The sequence below is a fragment of the Polynucleobacter sp. MWH-Creno-3A4 genome (assembly GCF_018881885.1).
Classification (GTDB): Bacteria; Pseudomonadota; Gammaproteobacteria; order Burkholderiales; family Burkholderiaceae; genus Polynucleobacter.
The window spans coordinates 1,105,152-1,130,762 of the sequence record NZ_JACXSA010000001.1; the positions used below are offsets into that span (position 1 = coordinate 1,105,152).

Sequence of the window (25,611 nt, forward strand, 5' to 3'; positions counted from 1 at the left end):
GGACAAAACTTTTAAATCGCTTTACTTGCCGCCTTCACACTTCTTGATCGAGGCAGCTTTGGCAGCGCCATATAAAGGCTTGCCATCCTTGCTCACAGCTTTTGCTTCGCAATCATCGGGCTTGGCATCGCCCATACATTTTTTGATGGAGGCATCCTTTGCTGCGCCATAGAGTGGCTTGCCGTCGTGACTAACTGCCTTGGTTTCACACGCAGCCTTATCAGCAAATGCAAAACTCGGAAATGCGAAACTCAATACAACACTCAATGCGATGATGATGTTCTTCATATTGCTCCCTTTTAGTAAAAGACTGCGTTGAATGGCTACTTAAACACTCTAATCAATATTCAATTGATTGTGAATATAGGGTAATCGATATTAGGGGGCTATACGTCTAGCCTCAGTAAATTTAGCGGCCCAGTAAGGCGAGGTGATGTAATCAAGGCGTACCGTGCCACCTGCGCTCGGGGCATGTACAAATCTTCCTTGACCCACATAGATCCCTGCATGGGAATATTTTTCACCAGTGGTGTTGAAAAATACGAGGTCTCCTGGTGCTGGAGCTTGACCTTCAATACTTCTGCCTTGACTACTCATTAATTGGATGGTGCGAGGCAGCTTAATGCCCGCTGCTTTGTTGTAAACGTAGACGATGAGCCCACTGCAATCAAAGCCACCTTTTGGGGTATTGCCGCCATAACGGTAGGGCACATCCACCAAGCCCACAGCCGCAATCGAAATATCTTCAGTACCAACGCTGGTGTCTTGTTTAAATTGAGCAACTTTTGACGGACCTGAGTTGCCCCGAAAAACACTACAGCCACTGAGTACCAGCAGAGTACAAATAAAAATGCCGCACCCTATGAGAGTGCGGCATGAGAGGGTTTGCTTAGAGTGCGTCAGCAGCATGATCCGCAAGACGTGAACGTTCACCGCGTGCCAGAGTCACATGCCCACCATGGCGCCAACCTTTGAAGCGGTCCACGACATAGGTAAGACCAGATGAGCCTTCAGTTAAGTAAGGAGTATCGATCTGCGCAATGTTTCCTAGGCAAACAATCTTCGTTCCAGGACCCGCACGGGTAACGAGCGTTTTCATTTGCTTTGGCGTTAAGTTTTGCGCTTCATCAATAATGACGAACTTACTCACAAAGGTTCTGCCGCGCATAAAGTTCATGCTCTTTACCTTGATGCGCGAACGAATGAGTTCTTGAGTTGCAGCGCGACCCCATTCGCCAGCATCGTCATTGCGCTGGAGCACTTCTAAGTTGTCATCGAATGCGCCCATCCATGGCTGCATTTTTTCTTCTTCAGTACCAGGTAAGAAACCAATGTCCTCGCCTACTGGAACGGTTGCTCGAGTAATGATGATCTCGTTATAGCGTTTACTATCCAGCACTTGCTCTAGACCTGCAGCCAGCGCTAACAAGGTTTTACCAGTACCCGCTTGACCTAAAAGGGTCACAAAATCCACATCTGGGTTCATGAGCAAGTTCATGGCGAAGTTCTGTTCACGATTACGTGCAGTTACGCTCCAGACATTGTTTTTCTGGTGAGAAAAGTCTCTGAGCGTTTGCAGGAGAGCCGTTTTGCCGTTGATCTCCCTAACATGGGCATAGAAGGGAGTGGAGCCATCCGGATTTTCTTGATACACAAATTGATTGACTAGCATGCTCGGTACTGCGGGACCAGTAACTCGGTAATACATCGTGCCAGACTTAGAGTCAGCCCAACTTTCCATATCTTTGCCATGCTTAGGCCAGAAGTCAGCAGATAAAGCCATCACTCCGGAGTACATCAAGTCACGATCTTCTAATACTTGGTCATTGAAGTAATCTTCAGCAGGTAGACCAAGTGCACGCGCTTTAATACGCATATTGATATCTTTCGATACCAATACCACTTCTTGACCATTGCGAGTTTTTTGTAACTCGCTCACTACGGCCAAAATCATGTTGTCACCTTTGCCCTCTGGGAGTCCCTCGGGCAGGGCTTGAGTGGCGAGTTTGGTTTGGAAGAAGAGGCGACCAGAAACATCTTGGTTACCAAGCTTGTTTAGGGGAATGCCATCATCTAATGTGCCACTAGTACCGGCAATCAACTGATCTAAAGATCTGCTGACTGTACGAGCATTACGTGCAACCTCAGTCATCCCTTTCTTGTGGTTGTCTAATTCCTCAAGAGTGGTCATCGGTAAATACAGATCATGTTCTGAAAAGCGGAACAATGAGCTAGGATCATGCATTAATACGTTGGTATCGAGGACGAACAAGCTTGGGGGTCCAGTGCGCACAACGCGTTTAGGTTTAGCTGGTGCGGCAGCCTTATGCTCATGGCGAGCGGGACTACGATCCGCTTTAATTTTTTCCAAGGCTACTTCAGCTGCAGATAAATCTTCTGCCACATCATTAGTCCAATCGGAAGTTTCCATCACTACTGGTTTTGCTGGGGCGGGACGTTTCTTCAAATCCGGAGTGTCTTTGCGACTGAGTTTTACTTGATCAGCAATTTGAGTTGGGATGGGTGGCAATGGCATGGACTCTCCTAAAAGAAAAAACCGCCATGCGGAGTGCATTGGCGGTTTATTACGAAACTGGTTGCAATGAGTTCTAAAAAACGGAGGGGGTTATTCCCCGAACCTGTTCTGAAATATTCAGGTTTCTGATTCAAACGGCTTGTCAGACTTTCCCGTCTTTTACGGTGCATATGAATTACTTTACCCCAAATTTTATGGTTTGCAAGCACCTCAGAACAAATTGTTGTAAAAATTACTTGGTAGCCTGGGCCGCTTGTAATACCTCTGTCACATGACCAGGAACTTTAAGTCCACGCCACTCTTTTACGAGCTTGCCAGAGGAGTCAAAAAGGAAGGTGCTACGCTCGACTCCACGGACCTGTTTGCCGTACATATTTTTCATTTTCATGACACCAAAGAGTTGGCAAAGCTTTTCTTCAGTATCGGCAACCAGTTCAAATGGCAGCTCTAATTTGCTGCGAAAATTATCATGAGACTTGAGGCTATCGCGTGATACGCCAACGATCAAAGTATTGGCTTTAGTAAATGCCTCAATATTGTCACGAAACTCACCTGACTCAGCAGTGCAACCTGGAGTCATATCTTTAGGGTAAAAGTACAGCACCAATTTTTTGCCTTTAGCGGATGCGGGAGAAAAAGTCAGTCCTGATGTTGCAGGAATGGCGCACTCTGGTATGGATTGACCGATAGCTACTGTCATGATGATCCTTTGTTATTTGCTACTAAGTAAGTCTAAATTAGTGATTCTGAATAATCAGCTCGCCACTGCGGTTTGGTATTTCACCCCAGGTGACGGGTAACACGGCTATTTTATCGAGTTGCTTGGTCGCTTCCCAGGATTTATGCAGTTCACCCATAGTCACTAGATCATGGCCTTGAGCTAGCCATCCAGCTAAGAGCCGTTCAAAGGCTGGCAATAGCTTTTGCCCCTCTAGTTCAGCATGTAAGGTGAAAACCTGATCATTGGGGTTGCTTTGCGTGATCTCTAAGAGTTTTTTGACTGCGCCAAATTCATCTGCGCCATTGATCCCAATGAGTTCATCAAAAGTGGGTAAGGTCGTGGGATATTGCACATGCCTTGCTTTGCCTGCAGGTAGCGCCAATCGATACGGCATGAGATTGGGTTCAGCCCTGCCATCGGATGAGTAGGCGATACCCCATTGATCCAGTTGTTCAAATGCTACTTCGTTCATTTGCCAGCCAGCAGCACCATAAGTTACTGGCACATGACCAAAAATTTCAACGAAGCGACCCCAACTTTTTTGCATCATTGCTTTGGTCCATGCGGAGTCTTGATCGCGCACTGCGTCTTGCCAAGCTACATGGTCCCAAGTATGAATACCAGTTTCATGACCGGCTTGGTCAATTGCGCGCATTTCTGCAGCAGCTTGTTTGCCAATATCTGGACCTGGTAGGAGGACACCATAGAGGAGGGTTTTAATGCCGTAGTGCTCAACGACAGAAGTACGGCTCACTTTTTTCAGAAAGCCGGGACGGAAGACTCGCTTTAAGGCCCAACCAGTATGGTCGGGACCCAGGCTAAACAAGAAGGTGGCCTTCAGGCCAAAGCGCTTGAGTGTGCGGGCTAGATTTGGGACGCCTTCTTTGGTGCCACGTAAGGTATCAACATCAACCTTGAGAGCAATCTTTGCCATGAACCCCTGTACTTATTCTGTATCGACTAAAGAGCGGGCTTTTTCTACGTCTTGACGATAAGCTTCAAAAATATTCTTGAGGGCATCTGTCATCGAAGTAGTTGGCTTCCAAGCCAATTCACTCATTGTGTTATCAATCGCTGGAACACGGTTTTGCACATCTTGATAACCTTCACCGTAATACGCGCCTGATGTTGTTTCAACAATCTTAACTTCATTTGCGGTCTTGGCGTATTCAGGAATACTGCGAGCAATCTCTAACATTTGATTAGCAAGTTCACGTACTGAGTGATTATTTTTTGGATTGCCGATGTTGTAAATCTTGCCGTTAGCCACACCATCTTTGTTATCAATGATGCGCATCAATGCATCGATACCATCATCCACATAAGTGAAGGCGCGCTTCTGCGCGCCACCATCAACAAGGTTGATAGGCTCGCCACGCACAATATGACCTAAGAACTGAGTCACTACGCGGGATGAACCTTCTTTTGGTGTGTAGATACTATCTAGACCAGGGCCAATCCAGTTAAATGGACGGAACAGAGTAAAGCGCAGGCCTTCCATGCCATAACCCCAAATCACACGATCCATGAGCTGCTTGGAGCAAGCGTAGATCCAACGTGGTTTATTGATGGGGCCATAGACCATATTGGATTTGGCAGGATCAAATTCACTGTCCTCGCACATGCCATAAACCTCGGAGGTTGATGGAAATACCAAATGCTTTTTATATTTCACAGCAGAGCGCACGATTGGCAAGTTCGCCTCGAAGTCTAGCTCGAATACTTTCAATGGTTGTTGTACATAGGTTGCGGGAGTGGCAATTGCCACTAAGGGCAAGATGACATCGCATTTACGGATGTGATACTCCACCCATTCTTTATTAATGGTGATGTCGCCTTCAAAAAAATGCATGCGCGGATGGTTAATCAAATCACCGAGACGGTCATTTTGCATATCCATGCCGTAGACATCCCAATCGGTTGTCTCCAGAATGCGTTTTGAGAGATGGTGACCAATAAAACCGTTCACACCAAGAATGAGTACTTTTTTCATTGTTACTGCCTCGTTTTAATCTAATTTATATTTCATGCTTATTTGCTTGCCGGAAACCATTCCAAAATTTCCACTACCTGGCGGTCTCCGCAGATGCCTAATACCTGATTATCAACCACTTGGATGCCACAAACCCCAAGATTGAGATGCTCAGGAATAGGCTGATTGAGGCTCGTTTTGGCCACAATCATGGTTTTGCCTGCATATTCTGTAAACGCACCTGGATAAGGGGGTGCAACCGCCCTCACCAGGTTGTGAACCTGCGCAGCAGTTTGATTCCAATGAATTTGCCCATCGGCAGGCTTTCTGCCGCCAAAATAACTGCCTTTTTTGAGCTCATTGGGCTTACGGGGTACTTTCCCAGCAATCAGGCTGGGAAGAACGGCTTCAATCACTTTTACCGCCGCTTGGCTGACTTTGCCGAAAACCTCGGTGGCGGTTTCATCGGCACCAATAGTCACTGCAACTTGACCAACAATATCGCCGGCATCTGGTTTTGCTTCCATGATGTGCAAGGTGGCACCAGTTTCGGATTCGCCATTCAGAATCGCCCAATTCACTGGTGCGCGGCCACGGTACTTTGGTAGTAGCGAGCCGTGCATATTCAATGCGGCAATCTTGGCGCACGCCAAAATCTGCGCAGGAATCATGTGTCGATAGTAGAAAGAAAAAAGGTAATCCGGTGATAGTGCTTGCAGCTTAGGAATTAAATCATTCAATTCATTCGCACTTGGAGTGATGTAAGAAATATTTTTTTCTTCGCAGAGTTTCGCTACGCTACCGAACCACACATTCTCATTAGGATCATCCTGGTGAGTGACTACTAGATCAACCTGAATACCTGCATTGAGAAGTGCCTTGAGGCAATTGACACCAACATCGTGATAAGCGAAAACGACTGCGTGCAATTATTTTTTCTCTAAAACAGTTTGCACCACATAACGTGGACGATTACGGATTTGCTGGTAGATGCGACCAATATATTCACCCAGCAAGCCAAGCCCAAAGAGCATCACGCCAATGAGAAAGAAGGTTAGGGCAAAGAGGGTAAAGACACCCTCAACCTCAGCGCCAAGAAGGAAACGACGCACCAAGAGGTATACAAACAAGCTACCAGCAGCGAGTGAGAGCAACATGCCGAGGATGGAGAAAATCTGCAAAGGCATGATCGAAAAGCCAGTGACCAAATCAAAGTTCAAACGAATGAGTTGGTATAGGCTGTACTTCGACTCACCAGCAAAGCGCTCTTCATGCTTGACGGTGATTTCGGTAGGGTTCGCAGCAAAGGTGTAAGCCAACGCCGGAATAAAGGTGTTGTTCTCATCACATTGTCGAACGAGGTCAACAATCCGACGGCTGTAACCACGCAACATGCATCCTTGGTCAGTCATGGTGATACGCGTAATTCTTTCACGTAGACGATTCATCAAACGTGAAGCAAATTTTCTGAAAAAGCTATCGCGACGATCTGCACGAATCGTGCCAACATAATCATGACCCTTGATTAATTGATTTGCGAGAGCATCAATTTCTTCAGGGGGATTTTGTAAGTCAGCATCTAGGGTAATGATGTATTCACCCTTGGCGTATTCAAAGCCCGCCATGATGGCCATATGTTGACCAAAGTTGCTATGAAATAAGACGGCGCGAGTGACATCAGGGCGCAATTCAACTTGCTTAGCCAAAATCCCTGCTGAGCGATCTTTACTGCCGTCGTTTACAAAAACGATTTCGTAAGAAAGTTGGTGTTTGCCAGCCAGGGCATCTAAGGCTGGGTAGAGGCGATCAAAGAGGGCTTGAAGACCATCTTCCTCGTTGTATACGGGGATAACAACGCTGAGCTTTGGATTAGCAACTAAATTAGCAGTCATGGCGCAATTTTGCCTGATTCTGGGTTTCAAACCCTTAAAACTGAATATGACTAGTTTTTACGGTGTTTCTTGAGGATTCCCACTAGTTCGCTGGCAATGCGAGTGATGTCTGCATCTGCCATGCCTGGGAAGAGTGGGAGAGTCAAAATAGAGCGCCCGATGCGCTGAGCATTAGGGGTATCACTTGTCTTGTAGCCCAACTCTTTATATAAAGTAAAGCTGGTGATTGCTGGGTAGTGCACCCCAGTACCAATGCCCAATTCTTTCAATTCAGTCATGACTTGAGCACGATCAACATTGAGCTCATCAAGTGGCAGGACCACTTGAAACATATGCCAATTGCTCTCAGTAAAGTTTTCCACTGGGAGTTCTATTTTGAGAGTTTCTAATCCAGCAGACTTCAGTTCAGCACGGATCGCATCGAAGTATTGGCGCGCTAATGCAGCGCGACGTGCTTGATACGCAGGTAATTGTTTCAGCTGTTGCAAGCCAATCACCGCATTCACATCGGTGAGATTATCTTTACCACCTAATACATCAACGTCCATACCATCCATACCCTGACGGGTTAGGCCTTGGAGGCGGAATTTTTCAGCTAGCTTGGCTTCATCATCATTATTGAAAACCAGGCAACCGCCCTCGACAGTGGTGAGGTTCTTATTGGCCTGAAAGCTAAAGCTCACGAGATCTCCGAAGCTGCCAATCTTCTTGCCTTGCCATTGTGAACCAAAGGCTTGAGCGGCATCTTCAATCACGCGCAGATTATGTTGTTTAGCAATTGAATAGAGCTGATCCATATTGACTGGTAGACCTGCAAGATAGACTGGCATGATCGCTCGTGTTTTTGGTGTGATCGCTGCCGCTACTTTATTGAGATCAATATTGCGTGTATGCGGATCAATATCAATAAAGACCGGTTTTGCACCAACGCTCAAGACAACATTGGAAGTTGCTACCCAAGAAATTGGGGTGGTAATCACTTCATCACCTACACCAATACCAGCAACTTGTAATGCAATCTTCATAGTCGCTGTGCCATTCGCAAAGCAGCGTACTGGACGACCACCAAAATATTCACTCAGTGTTGCTTCAAACTCGGCCAGTTTTGGTCCAGAGGTTACCCAGCCAGAACGCAATACTTCTGCAACTGCATCAATCGTTTCTTGATTGAAGCTGGGGCGCGTAAAGGGTATGAATGCAGGACTGGTGGACATGGGTCTTATATTACTTTACTGCGGACCGTTTGCCAGGTTGGATGTGTCGGGGTGTCTCACGATCACCCTACGAGAGTCTCGATCTACTTCTTGCATGGGCAGATTTAGCTCCTGAAGCGCGACATACTCTTCAGGAACCATTAAGGCATACGCTGTAGGGTCTTCTTTCCAGCGAATGATGAAGGCATCTAGGCTTGGCATCCAGAGCTCTGACTCTTGATTGACGCCAAACTCCAGTTCATCTGGAGATTCAACCATGATCATGGTTCTACCAAGATAAAACGGAACCGTGTGATCTAACAGGCGTACAGAATAGAAGTTCACTTTTTCTGGAATGGATGCTTTTACTCGGTTAGCAAGATCAATGCCAGAAACCGCACGACCTAAGCTTTCATGACCAGTTCCTGCAATGATGGCGCAGAGAAAGAATCCACCAGCAAAGCTCACAATACTTTGTAGACCATTGCGCTTGGATTGAAGTGCCGCAAACAGACTAAAACTGATGAGTGCAATGAGTGCTGCAATGACCCAATAGGTATATTGCGCATAAGCTTCAATTTCATCAGGCCTTGCTTGTTTGCCGATGTCAGATAAAAAGAGAAAGCCAATGCAACCGAGGGTTGCAAAACCCAGGGTTTGTAATTTCCAAGGTAATCCCATGGAATTGGTAAAGCCCAATAAACGATCTAGTCGATTGCCGATCAATAATGCAAGGGCAGGAAAAATAGGAATGATGTAGCCCGGCAGCTTTGAGTGTGAGACGCTAAAGAAAACAAAAATCACCACAAACCAACAAGTTAAGAGTCGACCGCTGGAGAATTTGGTGATGTCATGTTTGCGCTCAGACCACGCTTGCGCAATTGCTCCAGGAATTTGCAATACCCAAGGCAATAAACCAATGATTAGTAGTGGGACAAAATAATAAATTGGGCCTGTTCTGCTGTGTGCATCCTGAGTGAAGCGTTGTAAATGCTCATGGATGAAGAAGAACTCTAAAAATTCAGGATTGCGCTGTGCTACCAAGATAAACCAGGGCGCAGTGACCGCTAAAAACAAAACGATGCCACTGAATAAACGAATACGCGTCCAAATTTTCCAATCCCATGCGCTCACAGAATAAGCAATAAACACCATTGCTGGAATGGCTGCACCAATCAATCCCTTGGAAAGCGTGGCAAGCCCCATCAGGATCCAACAGACCCACATCCAATTGCGACGATGTAGTGTGTTGGGCGAGGTTTGTGCCAATAGAACGCTGCACAGTGCGGCGACCAAAAGGGACGATAGACCCATGTCCAAAGAATTGAAGTGACCGCTAATCACCCACATAGGGCTGGATGCAAGCACTACAGCTGCTAACCATCCAGCTCTCGCACTATAGATGCGTGCGCCTGTAAAGCCAATCAACAAAATCGTCAGGAAGCCGGTGAGTCCGGTCCATAAGCGCGCTTGCCAATCACCAATGCCAAACACTTGAAATGCTGCTGCGGTCGCCCACATTTGCAGGGGCGGTTTCTCAAAATATTTATAGCCGTTGTAACGGGGTGTAATCCAATCACCCGTAACCAACATCTCGCGCGCAATTTCAGCATAGCGTCCCTCATCGGATGGAATGAGGTGGCGGTAGTTCAGTGTGCCAAACCAGAGCAAGCCATAAATAATGACGAGCAATAAAATTTTGCCTGGGTGCAAAGCGGATGATTGTCGAATTTGCCCAAATTGCATTAAATGGGCTCCACAATTAAAGCCAGCAGTACTTGGCGTCCTTCGCCAACCAAAATGTTGTAGGTGCGGCAAGCGGCTTGAGAATCCATGATTTCAAAGCCAATTTTTGCTGAAATCAGGGCTTTTAAGAGTTCTGGTTTGGGAAAGCGCTGTTTCCGCCCAGTTCCAAGCAGGATCAATTCGGGCTTGAGGACAACCATTTGTGCAAAATGGTCTGCTTCTAGAGTGTCAAATGACTGCACAGGCCACTCATTGATTGCCCCGTCAGAGCTCAATAAGACAGCATGGGCATAGGGCGTCCGGTTGATTTCGACGTAACCATCCCCGTAGCCGGTGATCGTATTTGCTCCGGAATAGGGGTCAGATTGAAGCTTCAAGTGGACTCTCTGTCATAATTATGTGGATTATAGCTAGCTGTTTTTTCCAAGATTTCAAGAACTTACCCTTAAATTTATTGTGAAACCCATCCTAAAGTCCCAAAAACTCAATCACGTCTGTTATGACATTCGTGGGCCGGTGCTTGAGATCGCTCAGCGCATGGAAGAAGAGGGTCACAAACTCATCAAATTAAACATCGGAAACGTAGGGGTTTTTGGTTTTGATCCTCCTGAAGAGATTCAGTTGGACATGATTCGAAATTTGAGTAATGCCTCAGCATATTCTGACTCCAAAGGGATTTTTGCTGCTCGTAAAGCCATCATGCAGTATTGCCAAGAAAAAGGCATTCAAGGCGTAACGCTCGATGATGTCTATACCGGCAATGGCGTTTCTGAACTCATCGTTCTATCGATGAATGCATTGCTCAATGATGGCGATGAAGTCTTAGTGCCTGCGCCAGACTATCCTCTGTGGACTGCTGCAGTGAGTTTATCTAGTGGCACACCAGTGCACTATCTTTGCGATGAAGCGAATGACTGGGCACCAGACTTAAATGATCTGCGTAAAAAAATTACACCACGTACCAAAGCGATTGTCGTGATTAATCCCAATAATCCAACAGGCGCAATTTATTCCAAAGAAGTATTGCTAGAGATTACAAAAATTGCTCGTGAGCACGGCTTAATTTTGTTTGCTGACGAAATTTACGACAAGATGTTGTATGACGAGGAGAAGCATATCTCCTTGGCTTCTTTGTCTACCGATGTGGTTGTAATAACTTTCAATGGCCTCTCTAAGAACTATCGCTCATGTGGCTACCGTGCAGGCTGGATGGTGGTTTCCGGGGATAAAGAGATGGTGCGCGACTATATTGAAGGCCTCAATATGTTGGCCTCGATGCGCTTATGTGCAAATGTGCCAGGTCAGTATGCAATCCAAACTGCCCTTGGTGGTTACCAAAGTATTAATGATTTGGTAGCTGAAGGCGGGCGCCTTGCAAGACAACGTGATCTTGCTTGGAAGTTGATTACAGAAATTCCCGGTGTGACTTGCGTTAAACCTAAATCTGCTTTGTATTTATTTCCAAAATTAGATCCCGAGATGTACCCGATTGAAGATGACCAACAATTTGTTGCGGATCTTCTGAAAGAAGAGAAAGTATTGTTAGTGCAGGGCTCTGGTTTTAACTGGGGCAAGCCTGATCATTTCAGGGTGGTGTTCTTACCGCATGAAGATGTGCTTAAAGAAGCGATCAGCCGTCTCGCGCGTTTTCTGGAGCGCTATCGTAATAAACATGGCCGCAAGGCTTCTTCAACCGCATCAAAGGCATCATGAAACCGATTCAAGTAGGTCTATTAGGTATTGGCACTGTTGGTGGTGGCGTATTCACCGTGCTCGAGCGCAACCAAGATGAGATAACCCGTCGTGCGGGCCGTGGCATTCGCATTAATACTGTAGCTGATCTCAATGTTGAGCGTGCCAAAGAGATCGTGAAAGATCGTGCACAAATCGTCACTGATGCGCGTGCCGTCATCAATAATCCTGAAATCGATATCGTTGTGGAGCTCATTGGGGGCTACGGTATTGCTAAAGATTTGGTTTTAGAGGCGATTGCTGCCGGTAAGCATGTTGTGACGGCAAATAAAGCCTTAATTGCTGTTCACGGTAATGAGATTTTCAAAGCTGCTCATGCCAAGGGTGTGATGGTTGCCTTTGAGGCAGCAGTTGCTGGAGGCATACCGATTATTAAAGCCTTACGTGAAGGCTTAACTGCTAATCGTATTGAATGGATTGCCGGCATTATCAATGGCACAACGAACTTCATTCTTTCTGAGATGCGCGATAAAGGTTTAGATTTTGAGACTGTGCTGAAAGAAGCGCAACGTCTTGGCTATGCCGAAGCGGATCCTACTTTTGATATTGAAGGTGTTGACGCTGCTCACAAAGCAACCATCATGAGCGCAATTGCATTTGGTATACCGATGCAATTTGATAAAGCCCATATTGAAGGTATTACTAAATTAGCCGCAAGTGATATTCGCTATGCAGAGCAGTTAGGTTATCGCATTAAGTTACTTGGTATTGCTAAGAAAACACCAACCGGTGTTGAGTTGCGTGTGCACCCGACCTTAATTCCCGCAAAGCGCTTGATTGCAAACGTTGAGGGTGCTATGAACGCGGTTCAAGTGTTTGGCGACGCCGTCGGCACTACTTTGTATTACGGCAAAGGCGCTGGTGCTGAGCCTACTGCTTCTGCAGTGATCGCTGATTTAGTAGACATTACTCGCTTGCTGAGTGCGGACCCTGAGCATCGTGTTCCATACTTGGCATTCCAGCCAGATGCAGTGCAGGACACCCCCGTATTGCCGATTGGTGAGATCTCTACAAGCTATTACTTGCGTATGCGGGTAGCGGATCAGGCTGGCGTGTTGGCTGATATCACCAAGATCTTAGCTTCACATGGTGTATCAATTGATGCGCTCTTGCAAAAAGAAGCCGACGAAGGTGAAAGTCAAACAGATTTGGTTGCGTTGACACATGAGACCAAAGAGAAGAACATGCTTGCCGCAATTAAAGAGATCCAGAATCTCAAAACGGTTGCAGGCGAAGTTGTAAAGATTCGCTTAGAAAATCTGTCTTAAGCAAAATTCAGCAAAATCCATGCGTTATCAATCTACTCGTGGCAATAGTCCACAACAATCTTTTCTAGAAATTCTCTTGGGAGGATTGGCGCCGGATGGCGGATTGTATTTACCAACCCACTATCCGCAAGTTACTCCAGCGCAACTAGATTCATGGCGTGGTTTGTCTTATGCTGATTTGGCTTATGAAGTGTTAAGTCTTTATTGCGACGATATTCCTGAGGTAGATTTGCGGGCATTGTTACGTAAAACCTATGCCGAGCAGGTTTACTGCAATGGCCGTCCGCAAGATAACGCTAAAGACATCACACCTTTGCATTGGTTGGGTGAAGAACATGGCACACGCATTGGTTTGCTCAGCCTTTCAAATGGCCCAACACTAGCCTTTAAAGATATGGCCATGCAATTGCTGGGTAATCTGTTTGAGTATGCCCTGAAGAAAAAAGGGCAACAACTCAATATCTTAGGTGCAACCTCTGGTGATACTGGTAGTGCTGCTGAATATGCGATGCGTGGCAAAGAGGGTGTGAAAGTATTTATGCTCTCACCCCGCGGGAAGATGAGTTCATTTCAGTCTGCGCAGATGTATTCCTTGCAAGATCCCAATATTTTCAATTTAGCGGTAGCGGGCGTCTTTGACGACTGCCAAGATATTGTGAAGGCGGTAAGTAACGACCATGCCTTTAAAGCCAATAATCAAATCGGAACCGTGAACTCCATTAACTGGGGTCGTGTAGTGGCTCAAGTGGTGTACTACTTCCAGGGTTATTTGCTGGCAACTACATCCAGCTCTGAGAAAGTGTCTTTCACCGTACCGTCTGGTAACTTCGGTAACGTATGTGCTGGCCATATTGCTCGCATGATGGGTTTACCAATTGCGCACTTGGTTGTAGCAACCAATGAGAATGATGTTTTGGATGAGTTCTTTCGGAGTGGTGTGTATCGTGCACGTAAGTCCGCTGAGACTTTGCATACATCTAGTCCATCGATGGATATTTCTAAAGCGAGTAACTTTGAGCGCTTTGTCTTTGACTTCATGGGTCAAGACGGCAAGGCTACTGCGGCGATGTTCAAGCAAGTCGATACAAGCGGTGGCTTTGATATCTCTCAAGATGCAGTCTTTAAAGAGTTGGGTAAGTATGGCTTTCAATCGGGTCGCAGTACTCATGTCAATCGCCTAGAAACAATCCGTGATATCGATAGCCGTTATGGCGTCATGATTGACACCCATACTGCTGATGGCGTGAAGGTAGCTCGTGAGCATCTACAAGCAGGTGTTCCTATGCTCGTGCTAGAGACTGCGCTACCGATTAAGTTTGAAGAAACAATTCTAGAAGCTCTGGGACGTCCCGCTGAGTGCCCGCCTGCATTTAAAGATATTAAATCGAAGCCGCAGCGGGTAGAGAATATGGATGCAGATGTAAATCAGGTTAAAGCATTCATCACGACGCATCTGAGCTAGATAAAAACCATTACTTGCTATGACTAAGCCTCCCATGTTGACTGCACAGCAGGCCTTGGATCATTTGTTATCTCATGCCAAGCCGGTAAGCGAGACTGAACAAGTGGTAATGCAAGCTGCGTTAGGTCGAGTGCTTTCTGAAAACGTCAACAGCTTAGTAGATGTTCCGCCCCTAGATAACACCTCAATGGATGGCTATGCGGTTCGTACAGCAGATACTCAAAATCCCGGCAGTGTTCTCAAAATTGCCCAACGCATTCCAGCAGGCTCTGTTGGGACAATGCTTGAGTCCGGTACGGCTGCCAGAATTTTTACGGGTGCACCTGTTCCCCTGGGTGCTGATGCAGTAGTGATGCAAGAGGATTGCAGTATCCCTGAAAGCTCCACCGATCAGGTGCAGGTCAATATTGCTCCATCATCTGGACAGTGGATTCGTCGAAAGGGCGAAGATCTCACTGCAGGTAAAACAGCCTTAACTGCAGGCACTTTTTTGCGCCCACAAGAGCTTGGCGTTGCTGCCTCTGCTGGTCTGACGCATCTAAATGTAAAGCGTCGTGTCAGAGTGGCCGCTTTCTTTACTGGTGATGAGTTAGCTCTCCCTGGTGAACCACTGAAGCCAGGTGGCATCTATAACTCCAATCGCGATACTTTATTGGCATGTCTAAAGGCTTTGGGGTGTGATGCCACAGATTTGGGAATTGTTCCGGATCGGCTAGATGCAACTAGGGCAGCATTACGTAAAGCAAGTAAAGATCATGATTTGATTATTACGTCTGGTGGTGTATCGGTTGGAGAAGAAGATCACATTAAGCCTGCAGTGACGGCCGAAGGGAGATTGGACTTATGGCAGATTGCTATCAAGCCTGGCAAGCCATTAGCATTTGGTGCAGTTCGTAAATCCGATGAGGTAAAAGATGGCGAAGCGTGGTTTATAGGGCTGCCTGGTAACCCAGTCTCAAGCTTTGTCACTTTCTTACTATTTGTGCGACCCTTTATTTTGAAACTACAAGGTCGTGAAGTAAAACAGCCGCAGTCTTATTTGATGCGGGCAGATTTTGATTGGTTAAAAGCAGATCGTCGTAACGAATTCCTGCGCGTGAAGCTTAATGGCAATGGTGGCTTGGATATATTTCCGAATCAAAGCTCTGGCGTCCTTACCAGCGCATCTTGGGGTGATGGCTTGGTTGATTGCCCTCCCAACCAGCCAATTAAGGCCGGTGACCTAGTGAAATACATCCCCTTTGATGCACTCCTCAAATAATCGGTTTACGATGAGTTCATGAAAATCGAATTACGCTTCTTCGCATCACTGCGTGAAACTCTTGGCGTCTCGCAAGAGAACATCGCCTTACCGACTACAGTAAAAACGATTGCTGACCTCAGAATGCACCTCATTGATCGTGGTAATCCATGGTCTGAAGTCTTGGCTGAAGGTAAGGTGTTGCGCTGTGCGCTCAATCAACATATGGTTGATGAAAGTACGGCATTGATTGAGGGCGCGGAAGTGGCATTCTTTCCGCCGGTTACGGGGGGCTGATATGTCAAGCTCAATCCGCATCCAAGAAAATGATTTTGATATTAGCGCTGAAATAGCGGCGCTGCGCAAAGGCGACCCAAGGGTGGGTGCTGTAGTGAGTTTCTTGGGCACAGTGCGTGATATGAATGACGGCAGCCAAGTAAAGGGGATGACCTTAGAGCACTACCCTGGGATGACTGAAAAAGCCCTCCAAGAAATTCTGGATCAAGCAAAGTCCCGTTGGGATACTTACCAGACTCTAGTGATTCATAGAGTTGGACCATTACTGCCTGAAGATCAAATTGTTTTAGTGATAGTGACCAGCGCTCACAGAGGCGAAGCATTTGCTGCCTGTGAGTTCATCATGGACTACTTAAAAACCGCAGCCCCCTTTTGGAAAAAAGAAGATACCCCGCAAGGTTCGCGTTGGGTCGACGCCCGGATTACCGATGAAGCTGCAATGGCTCGTTGGAAGAAGAACTAATTCCATTTTCTTTGCCGTATTAGATTTTCTAGTGAGGTTTTTATTGGTGCATCAAGCTGCACCAAAATAAGCACTTCTGCACCATCTAAGAGAATGCCTTAGTAATTACCCGTAAATTTAGATCAAAATGCATTAACAAAAGTTTTTAGAAATTTTGATTAAACAAAACCTAGGAGATTCTCATGACAGCAGCAGCATTGAGCACGGAAAGTACTAGTAGCAACCCCTTGAAGTCGAAATGGGTGCAATTGGCTTTAGGCGTAATTTGTATGATGTCCATATCTAGCCCTCAATATGTGTGGGCATTATTTACCAAGCCAATCATGGGGCAGCTTGGCGTTACTTTGACAGAACTGCAAATAACATTTTCTATCTTGATTGTGTTGCAAACTTTCTTCTCGCCTTTCCAGGGTTACTTAGTAGATAAATTTGGTCCTCGTCTTTTGTTATCCATTGGAACAATTCTGACGGGCGCAAGCTGGGTTCTTTCAGCCAACCTGACTACCGTATCACACCTTTACATTACCTATGGCGTTTTGGGTGGATTGGGGACTGGTATTGTTTACATCGGTGTTGTTGGTTTAATGGTTCGTTGGTTCCCAAATAATCGTGGATTTGCGGTGGGTATGGTTGCTGCTGGTTATGGTATCGGCGCATTGCTGACTACTTTCCCAATTTCTGCGAGTTTGACTGAGACCGGCATTCAGGGCACGTTGACATTCTTTGGTTACATCATTGGCGCTGTTGGTTTGTTGGCTGCGCAAGGTATTCGCGTTCCTCATGCTGATCGTCTGCAAACGGCCGATCAGATAGAGGCTGCTGCAACGGGAGTTCCACCAAAGACAATGTTGAAGACACCAGTTTTTTGGCTAATGTTTTTGATGATGTCCATGATGTCTACATCGGGTTTGATGGTGATCTCTCAAATGGGTGCGTTTGCAAAAGACTTTGGTATTACATCGGCCATGGTTTTTGGTATGGCCGCCTTACCTTTAGCTTTAACAATTGATCGCGTTACTAATGGCTTAACTCGACCTATATTTGGCTGGGTATCCGACCGTATTGGACGTGAATACACGATGACGATTGCTTTTGGCCTAGAAGCTGTTGCCATGTTTGCTTGGGTAATGACACGCTCTGACCCTGTGTTGTTCGTATTGCTGTCGGGTATTGTGTTCTTTGGCTGGGGTGAGATTTTCTCTTTATTCCCATCTACTTTGACTGATACCTTTGGTCAAAAGCATGCCACTACAAACTATGGTTTCCTGTACATGGCTCAAGGTGTTGGTTCCATTATTGGCGCTCCAGTTGCAGCCTATATTCATGGTGTAACTGATAGCTGGCTTCCCGTGTTTGGCATCATGATCGTATTAGATGCTACAGCAGCTATTCTTGCATTCTTTGTGCTCCGCCCAATGCGTGCAAAGTATTTGAAGACACGTACCGCATAAGCTGTCATTAGGAAATAGAAAAAGGCTACCAAGTTTGGTAGCCTTTTTTAATGGCACTAGATAATTATTCGATACTAGAACGAGCTCACCGCGCCATCGCTTCTAGGATCCCATCCTCCTTGTAGTGTGCCTGATGGATCGCGAATAATACAGCCTGCATGACCAACAGTTTCATCAAAGGAATCTAACATTTCTATTTCATGACCTAAGGCATGAAGCTCTTTTGCTACCCAAGGGTTAAAACGCGATTCCAATTTCAGGCTATCACTCGTTTGGCCCCAAGTGCGCCCGAGAAGCCAGCGGGGGCGACTGATAGCATCCTGTGGATTGAGTCCATAAGTAGCTGTGCGTGTAAATACTGCGCATTGAGTTTGGGGTTGGCCATCTCCACCCATCGTGCCGTAAACCATGGAGCGACCATCCTTGAATAAGGCCAATGCCGGATTCAGGGTATGGAATGGTTTGCGGTAAGGCTCGAGATGATTGAGGGTTTTGGGATCGAGAGAAAAACTGCAACCGCGGTTTTGCCAGTTGACGCCTGAGCTAGGAAGCACAATGCCAGAACCAAACTCGTGATAAATACTTTGAATAAAGGAAACACAATTGCCATCTCCATCAATCACGCCCATCCAAATGGTGTCAGCTGGACCTTTGCCCTGACCCCATGGAAGCGCTCTCTCTGGATCAATATTCTTAGCAAGTTTTTTCAAAAAAGCAGGGTCTAAGAACGATTGAGCATGTTTTGTCATGTATGCGGGATCGGTTACGAATTGATCTCGTACCTTAAATGCTTGTTTGGTAGCTTCAACACAATGATGAACATATTCGGCACTATCAACCTTAAATCGTTTTAAGTTCAACTGGTCCAAGATGCCGATAATCATTAATGAGACCACACCTTGCGTAGGCGGCGTCATGTTATAGACCTTGCCCATACTGTGTTTTAGCTCAAGAGGGTCTATGAGTTTTGCCTTGTGACGTTGTAAGTCGTCTAATCTCAGTGGACTTCCTAAATCAGTGAGTTCTTTGGCCAGCGATTCAGCCAATTCACCACGGTAATAGTCATCACTCCCTTTTTTGGCAATCTGCCGTAAGGTTTTTGCAAGACGCTCTTGCTTAAAGATGCTTCCGACAGTTGGGGCTTTGCCGTTTACTAAAAAAGTCTCTGCAAATCCTGGGATAGGGCTAAGCTCTTGAGCCTTCTTTGCAGTTAGGCTCGACTGGCTAAAGGTGACAGGTGTTCCGGCTTCGGCATAGTGAATCGCATCAGCAAGAAGGCGGGCGAGAGGGAGTTTGCCACCCAGCCCTTGTTTAGATAGCTGATGCGCTGCTCCCCAGCCGGAAATAGTTCCAGCAACTGTATTGGCGGCTACTGCACCACGAAATGGGATGGCCTTAGTGATGCCACGTTCTGCATACCATTGTTTAGTGGCCAATCCAGCAGCTGCTCCACAGGCATCAATTCCACCCATTGCTTTGCCCGGAGAATGAATGACCCAGAAGGAGTCTCCGCCAATAGAGTTCATATGGGGATAGACCACAGCGATAGTTGCAGCAGCAGCCACCATGGCTTCTAGGGCATTGCCACCTTCTCGCAAAACTGATAATGCTGATTCTGAAGCTAAGGAGTGTGGCGCAACCGCCATTCCTCTAATTCCCCATTTTGGTTGCATATTTCATCTCCAGTTCAATAATGAATTTTGTTATGTCCGTATTGTATGGCTCATGCATATAGTCGCCTGACTTGTTATGCACAAATTTGGTTAGCCTAATTAAGCTGTATTGGGATTTAGCTTTTAAAGAAATTCAGCTTTTCAGACCTTTGTAAACGCTTTAAGCGGAGCTCGGCTTTAGAGGCTTCAGATCGATCCGGGTGCTCTTGGGTAGCCAAGAGGATGACTGGTCTACGAGACCTGGTATAGCGCGCACCTTGTCCTGAATTGTGGGCTTCCAGGCGATGTTCTAAACGGTTAGTGATGCCCGCATAGTAGCTGCCGTCAGCACATTCTAAAAGGTAAACAAGCCAGGTCAAAGTAGGGGTAAATTCGCTGAAAAAGAGGGTGAAAAAGCCTTGAATTTTGTCATATTGTCCTTATATTCTATAGATAGATATCTGGAGTTTAAAAATGAGAATAGATAAATTAACAACCAAATTTCAAGAGGCACTCAGCGAGGCTCAAAGTATCGCTCTAGCCAAAGACAATCAATATATTGAGCCTGCCCACGTTCTGCTGGCAATGTTGCGTGATTCTGATGGCGCGGCTAAAAGTTTATTAACCCGTGCTGGCGTCAACGTTCCAGGCCTGGAAAAAGGCATAGAAAAGGTGATCAGCAACTTGCCAGAAGTCCAAGGCACTAGCGGTGAAGTTCAAGTAGGACGTGAGCTGAGCAATTGGTTGAACCTATGTGAAAAAGAAGCCAATAAACGCAATGACCAGTTTATTGCTGGTGAACTATTTTTGCTGGTAGTTGCGGATGACAAAGGTGAGCTCGGTAAAGTGGCTCGCGAGAATGGATTAAATCGTAAATCGTTAGAAGCGGCTATTGATTTAGTGCGCGGAGGAGAATCAGTGAATAGTGCAGATGCCGAAGGTCAACGTGAAGCCCTCAAAAAATACACGGTCGATTTAACAGAGCGTGCTCGTATGGGCAAACTTGATCCAGTAATTGGTCGTGATGATGAGATTCGTCGCACCATTCAGATCTTACAGCGTCGCGGTAAGAATAACCCTGTGCTCATTGGTGAGCCTGGTGTTGGTAAAACTGCAATTGTGGAAGGCTTGGCACAACGTATTGTGAACGGCGAAGTTCCTGAGACTCTAAAAGATAAGCGCGTCTTGGTCTTAGATATGGCCTTGCTCCTAGCGGGTGCAAAGTATCGTGGAGAATTTGAAGAGCGCCTCAAAGCTGTTCTCAGTGATGTTGCTAAAGACGAAGGTCAAACCATCATCTTTATCGATGAAATTCATACGATGGTTGGTGCTGGCAAAGGTGATGGTGCCATGGATGCTGGCAATATGCTGAAGCCTGCCTTAGCGCGTGGTGAATTGCATTGCATCGGTGCAACCACTTTAGATGAGTACCGTAAGTACATCGAAAAAGATCCTGCGCTAGAGCGCCGTTTCCAAAAAGTGATGGTGGAAGAGCCGAGCGTTGAGGCAACCATTGCTATCTTGCGTGGCTTGCAAGAGCGTTATGAGCTACACCACGGTATTGAGATTACCGACCCAGCGATTGTGGCTGCTGCAGAGTTATCCCATCGCTATATCACTGATCGTTTCTTGCCAGATAAAGCAATCGACCTCATTGATGAAGCCGGTTCACGTATTCGAATGGAGATTGATTCCAAGCCTGAGGTAATGGATAAGCTTGATCGTCGCTTAATACAACTAAAAATTGAGCGTGAAGCGGTTAAGAAAGAAAAAGATGAAGCTTCTCAAAAACGCCTTGGTTTGATTGAGGATGAGATCAAGCGCTTAGGCGCTGAATATGCTGACCTGGAGGAAATCTGGAAAGCAGAGAAGGGCGCTGTGTTGGGTGCTGCGCATCTCAAAGAAGAAATCGAAAAAGTACGTGCCGATATTGTGAAGTTGCAACGTGAAGGCAAGCTTGAGAAAGTTGCCGAGTTGCAATACAGCAAATTACCTGAGTTAGAGGCAAAGCTGAAATCTGCTGCCGCTGCGGAAGCAAAGGGCGATAAAGACGGCGTAGTGAAAAATAAACTCTTGCGTACGCAAGTCGGTGCCGAAGAAATTGCCGAAGTGGTTTCTCGTGCTACGGGTATCCCTGTATCAAAAATGATGCAAGGCGAGCGCGACAAACTGCTCAAAATGGAAGAGTTGCTACACAAGCGTGTGGTTGGTCAAGAAGAAGCGATTCGGGCGGTTTCTGATGCCATCCGTCGTTCCCGTGCTGGTTTATCTGAGGAGAATCGTCCATATGGATCATTCTTGTTCTTAGGGCCTACCGGTGTAGGTAAGACTGAGCTATGCAAGGCTTTGGCTGGCTTCTTGTTTGATAGTGAAGATCACCTCATTCGGATTGATATGAGTGAGTTCATGGAAAAGCATAGCGTTGCTCGTTTAATTGGTGCGCCTCCCGGTTATGTTGGTTACGAAGAAGGTGGCTACCTGACCGAGCAAGTGCGTCGCCATCCATACAGCGTCATTCTGTTTGATGAAATCGAAAAAGCACATCCTGATGTCTTTAACATTCTCTTGCAAGTGCTAGATGATGGCCGTTTGACAGATGGTCAAGGTCGTACTGTTGACTTTAAGAACACCGTGATTGTGATGACCAGCAATATTGGTTCGCATTTGATCCAATCTATGGCAGACAAGAAGCAATCTGAAATTAAAGAAGCGGTATTTGAAGAGCTGAAGAATCACTTCCGTCCAGAGTTCTTGAATCGAATCGATGAGATCGTGGTCTTCCATGGTCTTGATAAAGGCAATATTGCGAATATCGCTAAGATCTTGCTCAAAAACTTGTCTGATCGTTTGGCAAAAGTGGATATGCAGCTTGAAGTTTCTGATGCTGCCTTGAATAAGATCGCTGAAGTAGGCTTTGATCCAGTATTTGGAGCGAGACCGCTGAAGCGCGCCATTCAGCAACACATTGAGAACCCAGTCTCCAAGATGATTTTGGAAGGCAAGTTTGGTCCTAAGGATGTGGTGCCTGTTGATGTGGATAAAAAAGGTGAATTTAGTTTTACCAGGCAAGTGCACTAAGCAGTAAGCAATGGAGTTCAGCAGAAATCTTTCTGCGCCAGTAAACTCGGTACATGACTGTTGCCCTTACTAGTAGGCGTGCCAGTGATGTCCGGGTTATTGCTCTCATTAGCCTAGCGCACGGCAGCTCTCACTTCTTTCATCTGATTCTGCCGCCCATGTTCCCATGGCTAAAGGCAGATTTTGGCTTTAACTATGCTGAGCTTGGATTGCTCATGACCATTTTTTTTGTGGTCTCTTGTATGGTTCAAGCCGCTTCTGGTTTTTTAGTTGATCGCATTGGAGCGCGCCCTGTTTTATTTGCTGGGATTGGACTCTTGGTATTGGCCGCTCTCATTTACTCTCAGAGTGTGGGTTACTGGACTTTGGTTTTGGGTGCAGTAGTTGCTGGTTGCGGTAATGGTATTTTTCATCCAGTCGATTACACACTCATTAATCATAAAATTTCTCCAGCTAACTTGCCCTATGCCTATTCTATTCATGGACTCGCAGGCTATCTAGGGTGGGCCGCTGCCCCAGCCTTTATGGTGGCTGTGACTACGCTATTTGATTGGCGTATTGCCTTCTTGGCTGCAGCAGCGCTTGAAGCTTTGATCCTTGTAACGCTTTGGCTCAATCGTGCACGTTTAGTAGATGACGTTCATGCACGCAGAGCAGAGTCTGAAAGTAAGCATGCTGAAAATAATCCAGGTGCTGCTCCACTGACTACCTTTGGCTTTATGAGGCTACCTGCAGTTTGGCTTTGTTGGATTTTCTTTTTCTTCAGCATGGCGGCAACCACTGGGCTGCAATCATTTGCACCGACTGCACTTTTCAAAATTTATGATCTTGCAGTCAGTTCCGGTAATTATTATTTGACTCTCATGTCAATTGGTGGTGCGGGCGGAATGTTGTTAGGCGCTTTTCTTGCTACTCGTCTGAAAGTACCAGAAAGAATTATCACTCTGTGCTTCACTGTCAACATTGCGATGGGATTACTGCTGGCAAGCGGCTTCGTGCCCTTAGAGATCATTGTGTTGGCTTTTATAGTGATCGGTCTTGGCTTAGGTATTGCTGCCCCATCTCGTGACCTGATGATTCGTAATGCAACACCGTCAGGCTCGTCTGGTAGGGTGTACGGGATTGTGTATTCGGGGATAGATTTGGGAGCCGCCTTAAGCCCTCTGATGTTTGGCATATTCCTAGATAGCGACCTGCCAAAACTATTATTTATTGGCGTTGCCGTTCTCCAGCTCATGATCATTTTGACCGGATTTAAGGTATCTACTCTTGGGCATGCTAAATCTGCTTGAACAGTAGGCATTAGCTTCCACAATATGAAATGTCATTACGCTGCGTAAAATGCAGTGCAATATATTCTGCTGGAGTTCATTTCAAACAGTGATCTAATCTTTCGCATTATAAAAATAAAAAGATAAGTTACTGTTTTTAATAGCTTTATTATTTTTGCAAATACTGTAAATTTTTCTTGCTAGCTTTCTTGAAGTGTCTAAACTCTTATATAAGACATAAGACTTGATTGGCTTCTTCATCAGTCCAAATGGTCCAACATTATTGAAGTACCTGTTTAACTTAGGGAGAAAAACATGGCAGATCGCAAAGCAGAAATTGCAGCAATTCAAAAAGATTGGGATACCAACCCACGTTGGAAAGGTATTACCCGTGGCTACACAGCAGAAGACGTTGTTCGTCTGCGTGGTTCATTAAAGATTGAGCACACATTGGCTAAGCATGGAGCTGAGAAGCTTTGGGACTTGGTAAACAATGAAGCTTACGTTAACTGCTTAGGTGCTTTGACTGGTGGTCAAGCAATGCAGCAAGTTAAAGCAGGTATTCAAGCAATTTATTTGTCTGGTTGGCAAGTTGCTGCTGACGGTAACTCTTATGCAGCGATGTATCCAGACCAATCTTTGTATCCAGTGGATTCAGTACCTAAGATGGTTGAGCGTATTAATAACTCATTTCAACGTGCTGATGAGATTCAAACTGCTAAAGGCATTAACCCAGGCGATGCTGGCTATATTAATTACTACGCACCAATCGTTGCCGATGCTGAAGCGGGCTTCGGTGGTGTATTGAATGCATTTGAATTGAGTAAAGCGTTGATCAAGCAAGGTGCTGCCGGCGTTCACTTCGAAGACCAATTGTCTTCAGTGAAAAAATGTGGTCACTTGGGCGGTAAGGTATTGTTGCCTACAGCAGAATCTGTACAGAAATTGATCTCTGCACGTTTGGCGGCAGACGTAATGGGCGTGCCAACCATCATCTTGGCCCGTACCGATGCTGAAGCCGCTGATTTGTTGACTTCTGACTATGATGAAAACGACAAGCCATTCTTGACAGGCGAGCGCACACCAGAAGGTTTCTACAAGACTCGTAAGGGCTTGGACCAAGCGGTTTCACGTGGTTTAGCTTACGCTGCTTACGCTGATATGGTTTGGTGTGAAACAGGTACACCTGATCTTGAATTTGCTCGTCAATTTGCTGAAGCTATTCGTGCGAAGTTCCCAGGCAAGATGTTGGCTTACAACTGCTCACCATCATTTAACTGGAAGAAAAACTTGGACGATGCAACGATTGCGAAGTTTCAACGTGAGTTGGGTGCAATGGGTTACAAATATCAATTCATTACTCTCGCTGGTATCCACTCTATGTGGTACAACATGTACGACTTGGCGCAAGACTACTCTAAGCGTGGCATGACTGCATACGTTGAGAAAGTTCAAGAGCCAGAATTCGCTGCACGTGATCGTGGTTATACCTTCGTTTCACATCAGCAAGAAGTTGGTACTGGTTATTTCGACGACGTTACTACCGTGATTCAAGGTGGCAAGTCTTCTGTAACTGCATTGACTGGTTCTACTGAAGAAGAGCAGTTCCATTAAGAA

22 protein-coding genes and 1 pseudogene are annotated in these 25,611 nt (G+C 46.1%); 10 read left to right on the plus strand and 13 right to left on the minus strand.

Translation table 11 applies throughout. From position 1 onward, the window contains the following. Positions 1-21: 21 nt before the first annotated feature. The 11 genes and pseudogenes from IEN92_RS05705 to IEN92_RS05755 form a co-directional block, all read right to left on the minus strand. Entirely contained in the window at positions 22-288 is a 267-nt protein-coding gene (locus IEN92_RS05705; RefSeq protein WP_216161465.1) for a hypothetical protein, read from the minus strand. Between the two features lie 93 nt (positions 289-381). Next, positions 382-765 (minus strand): annotated as a pseudogene (locus IEN92_RS05710) (C40 family peptidase); the annotation flags it as partial. Positions 766-889: 124 nt separating this feature from the next. After that, positions 890-2,536, minus strand: a complete 1,647-nt coding sequence (locus tag IEN92_RS05715; protein WP_215375613.1) for a PhoH family protein — start codon at positions 2,534-2,536, stop codon at positions 890-892. A 232-nt stretch (positions 2,537-2,768) separates the two neighbouring features. After that, the gene (locus IEN92_RS05720) at positions 2,769-3,236 is read right to left on the minus strand and encodes a peroxiredoxin (protein ID WP_216161468.1); all 468 of its coding nucleotides are present in this window, start codon (positions 3,234-3,236) and stop codon (positions 2,769-2,771) included. 37 nt (positions 3,237-3,273) lie between these two features. After that, on the minus strand, positions 3,274-4,191 hold the full coding sequence (locus IEN92_RS05725) for a polysaccharide deacetylase family protein (protein WP_216161470.1): 918 nt from the start codon (positions 4,189-4,191) through the stop codon (positions 3,274-3,276). A 12-nt stretch (positions 4,192-4,203) separates the two neighbouring features. Further along, positions 4,204-5,250, minus strand: coding sequence for a bifunctional UDP-4-keto-pentose/UDP-xylose synthase (locus tag IEN92_RS05730; RefSeq protein ID WP_215375622.1), 1,047 nt, complete (start codon positions 5,248-5,250; stop codon positions 4,204-4,206). Positions 5,251-5,288: 38 nt separating this feature from the next. Further along, entirely contained in the window at positions 5,289-6,158 is an 870-nt protein-coding gene (locus tag IEN92_RS05735) for a formyltransferase (RefSeq protein ID WP_216161473.1), read from the minus strand. Then, the gene (locus tag IEN92_RS05740; RefSeq protein WP_215375628.1) at positions 6,159-7,121 is read right to left on the minus strand and encodes a glycosyltransferase; all 963 of its coding nucleotides are present in this window, start codon (positions 7,119-7,121) and stop codon (positions 6,159-6,161) included. Between the two features lie 50 nt (positions 7,122-7,171). Then, entirely contained in the window at positions 7,172-8,335 is a 1,164-nt protein-coding gene (locus tag IEN92_RS05745; protein WP_216161476.1) for a DegT/DnrJ/EryC1/StrS aminotransferase family protein, read from the minus strand. Between the two features lie 15 nt (positions 8,336-8,350). Then, entirely contained in the window at positions 8,351-10,060 is a 1,710-nt protein-coding gene (locus IEN92_RS05750) for a glycosyltransferase family 39 protein (protein WP_216161479.1), read from the minus strand. Then, positions 10,060-10,437, minus strand: a complete 378-nt coding sequence (locus IEN92_RS05755; RefSeq protein WP_216161481.1) for an Mth938-like domain-containing protein — start codon at positions 10,435-10,437, stop codon at positions 10,060-10,062. Before IEN92_RS05755 ends, IEN92_RS05750 begins: the two co-directional genes overlap by 1 nt. Before the next feature lie 79 nt (positions 10,438-10,516). Between IEN92_RS05755 and IEN92_RS05760 the strand changes: the two genes are divergently transcribed. From IEN92_RS05760 to oxlT, 7 genes are all read left to right on the plus strand, one after another. Then, on the plus strand, positions 10,517-11,773 hold the full coding sequence (locus IEN92_RS05760) for an aminotransferase class I/II-fold pyridoxal phosphate-dependent enzyme (RefSeq protein WP_216161484.1): 1,257 nt from the start codon (positions 10,517-10,519) through the stop codon (positions 11,771-11,773). Beyond that, on the plus strand, positions 11,770-13,080 hold the full coding sequence (locus IEN92_RS05765; RefSeq protein WP_216161487.1) for a homoserine dehydrogenase: 1,311 nt from the start codon (positions 11,770-11,772) through the stop codon (positions 13,078-13,080). The genes IEN92_RS05760 and IEN92_RS05765 overlap by 4 nt, the downstream gene beginning before the upstream one ends. A gap of 19 nt (positions 13,081-13,099) precedes the next feature. Further along, positions 13,100-14,542 (plus strand): threonine synthase, encoded by a 1,443-nt coding sequence (gene thrC / locus IEN92_RS05770; protein WP_216161490.1) that lies wholly within the window; start codon positions 13,100-13,102, stop codon positions 14,540-14,542. A 19-nt stretch (positions 14,543-14,561) separates the two neighbouring features. Further along, positions 14,562-15,803 (plus strand): gephyrin-like molybdotransferase Glp, encoded by a 1,242-nt coding sequence (glp, locus tag IEN92_RS05775; protein ID WP_255539773.1) that lies wholly within the window; start codon positions 14,562-14,564, stop codon positions 15,801-15,803. Positions 15,804-15,821: 18 nt separating this feature from the next. Continuing rightward, positions 15,822-16,079, plus strand: coding sequence for a molybdopterin converting factor subunit 1 (moaD, locus tag IEN92_RS05780; protein WP_216161493.1), 258 nt, complete (start codon positions 15,822-15,824; stop codon positions 16,077-16,079). 1 nt (position 16,080) lies between these two features. Next, the gene (gene moaE / locus IEN92_RS05785; RefSeq protein ID WP_215375652.1) at positions 16,081-16,542 is read left to right on the plus strand and encodes a molybdopterin synthase catalytic subunit MoaE; all 462 of its coding nucleotides are present in this window, start codon (positions 16,081-16,083) and stop codon (positions 16,540-16,542) included. A gap of 182 nt (positions 16,543-16,724) precedes the next feature. Further along, positions 16,725-17,993: an oxalate/formate MFS antiporter gene (gene oxlT, locus IEN92_RS05790; protein ID WP_216161496.1), complete on the plus strand. Its 1,269-nt coding sequence runs from the start codon at positions 16,725-16,727 to the stop codon at positions 17,991-17,993. 74 nt (positions 17,994-18,067) lie between these two features. Here oxlT and ggt read toward each other — a convergent pair whose 3' ends face one another. Together ggt and IEN92_RS05800 are read right to left on the minus strand one after the other, a co-directional pair. After that, entirely contained in the window at positions 18,068-19,666 is a 1,599-nt protein-coding gene (gene ggt / locus IEN92_RS05795) for a gamma-glutamyltransferase (RefSeq protein WP_216161499.1), read from the minus strand. Between the two features lie 116 nt (positions 19,667-19,782). Beyond that, positions 19,783-20,025, minus strand: a complete 243-nt coding sequence (locus IEN92_RS05800; protein WP_215375661.1) for a GIY-YIG nuclease family protein — start codon at positions 20,023-20,025, stop codon at positions 19,783-19,785. A gap of 94 nt (positions 20,026-20,119) precedes the next feature. On the opposite strand from IEN92_RS05800, the gene clpB reads away from it, so the two are divergent. From clpB to aceA, 3 genes are all read left to right on the plus strand, one after another. Beyond that, positions 20,120-22,723, plus strand: a complete 2,604-nt coding sequence (gene clpB / locus IEN92_RS05805; RefSeq protein WP_216161501.1) for an ATP-dependent chaperone ClpB — start codon at positions 20,120-20,122, stop codon at positions 22,721-22,723. 53 nt (positions 22,724-22,776) lie between these two features. Continuing rightward, positions 22,777-24,015: an MFS transporter gene (locus IEN92_RS05810; protein WP_216161503.1), complete on the plus strand. Its 1,239-nt coding sequence runs from the start codon at positions 22,777-22,779 to the stop codon at positions 24,013-24,015. A gap of 294 nt (positions 24,016-24,309) precedes the next feature. After that, positions 24,310-25,608, plus strand: coding sequence for an isocitrate lyase (aceA, locus tag IEN92_RS05815; RefSeq protein WP_215375669.1), 1,299 nt, complete (start codon positions 24,310-24,312; stop codon positions 25,606-25,608). Positions 25,609-25,611: the final 3 nt, after the last annotated feature.

Bases quoted from the DNA above. Each gene is read 5' to 3' on its own strand.
- IEN92_RS05705 (WP_216161465.1), bottom strand. From the start codon at position 288: ATGAAGAACATCATCATCGCATTGAGTGTTGTATTGAGTTTCGCATTT.
- IEN92_RS05765 (WP_216161487.1), top strand. From the start codon at position 11,770: ATGAAACCGATTCAAGTAGGTCTATTAGGTATTGGCACTGTTGGTGGT.
- ggt (WP_216161499.1), bottom strand. From the start codon at position 19,666: ATGCAACCAAAATGGGGAATTAGAGGAATGGCGGTTGCGCCACACTCC.
- thrC (WP_216161490.1), top strand. From the start codon at position 13,100: ATGCGTTATCAATCTACTCGTGGCAATAGTCCACAACAATCTTTTCTA.
- IEN92_RS05730 (WP_215375622.1), bottom strand. From the start codon at position 5,250: ATGAAAAAAGTACTCATTCTTGGTGTGAACGGTTTTATTGGTCACCAT.
- IEN92_RS05720 (WP_216161468.1), bottom strand. From the start codon at position 3,236: ATGACAGTAGCTATCGGTCAATCCATACCAGAGTGCGCCATTCCTGCA.
- IEN92_RS05715 (WP_215375613.1), bottom strand. From the start codon at position 2,536: ATGCCATTGCCACCCATCCCAACTCAAATTGCTGATCAAGTAAAACTC.
- IEN92_RS05725 (WP_216161470.1), bottom strand. From the start codon at position 4,191: ATGGCAAAGATTGCTCTCAAGGTTGATGTTGATACCTTACGTGGCACC.
- IEN92_RS05750 (WP_216161479.1), bottom strand. From the start codon at position 10,060: ATGCAATTTGGGCAAATTCGACAATCATCCGCTTTGCACCCAGGCAAA.
- clpB (WP_216161501.1), top strand. From the start codon at position 20,120: ATGAGAATAGATAAATTAACAACCAAATTTCAAGAGGCACTCAGCGAG.
- moaE (WP_215375652.1), top strand. From the start codon at position 16,081: ATGTCAAGCTCAATCCGCATCCAAGAAAATGATTTTGATATTAGCGCT.
- moaD (WP_216161493.1), top strand. From the start codon at position 15,822: ATGAAAATCGAATTACGCTTCTTCGCATCACTGCGTGAAACTCTTGGC.
- IEN92_RS05745 (WP_216161476.1), bottom strand. From the start codon at position 8,335: ATGTCCACCAGTCCTGCATTCATACCCTTTACGCGCCCCAGCTTCAAT.
- IEN92_RS05810 (WP_216161503.1), top strand. From the start codon at position 22,777: ATGACTGTTGCCCTTACTAGTAGGCGTGCCAGTGATGTCCGGGTTATT.
- IEN92_RS05740 (WP_215375628.1), bottom strand. From the start codon at position 7,121: ATGACTGCTAATTTAGTTGCTAATCCAAAGCTCAGCGTTGTTATCCCC.
- glp (WP_255539773.1), top strand. From the start codon at position 14,562: ATGACTAAGCCTCCCATGTTGACTGCACAGCAGGCCTTGGATCATTTG.
- oxlT (WP_216161496.1), top strand. From the start codon at position 16,725: ATGACAGCAGCAGCATTGAGCACGGAAAGTACTAGTAGCAACCCCTTG.
- aceA (WP_215375669.1), top strand. From the start codon at position 24,310: ATGGCAGATCGCAAAGCAGAAATTGCAGCAATTCAAAAAGATTGGGAT.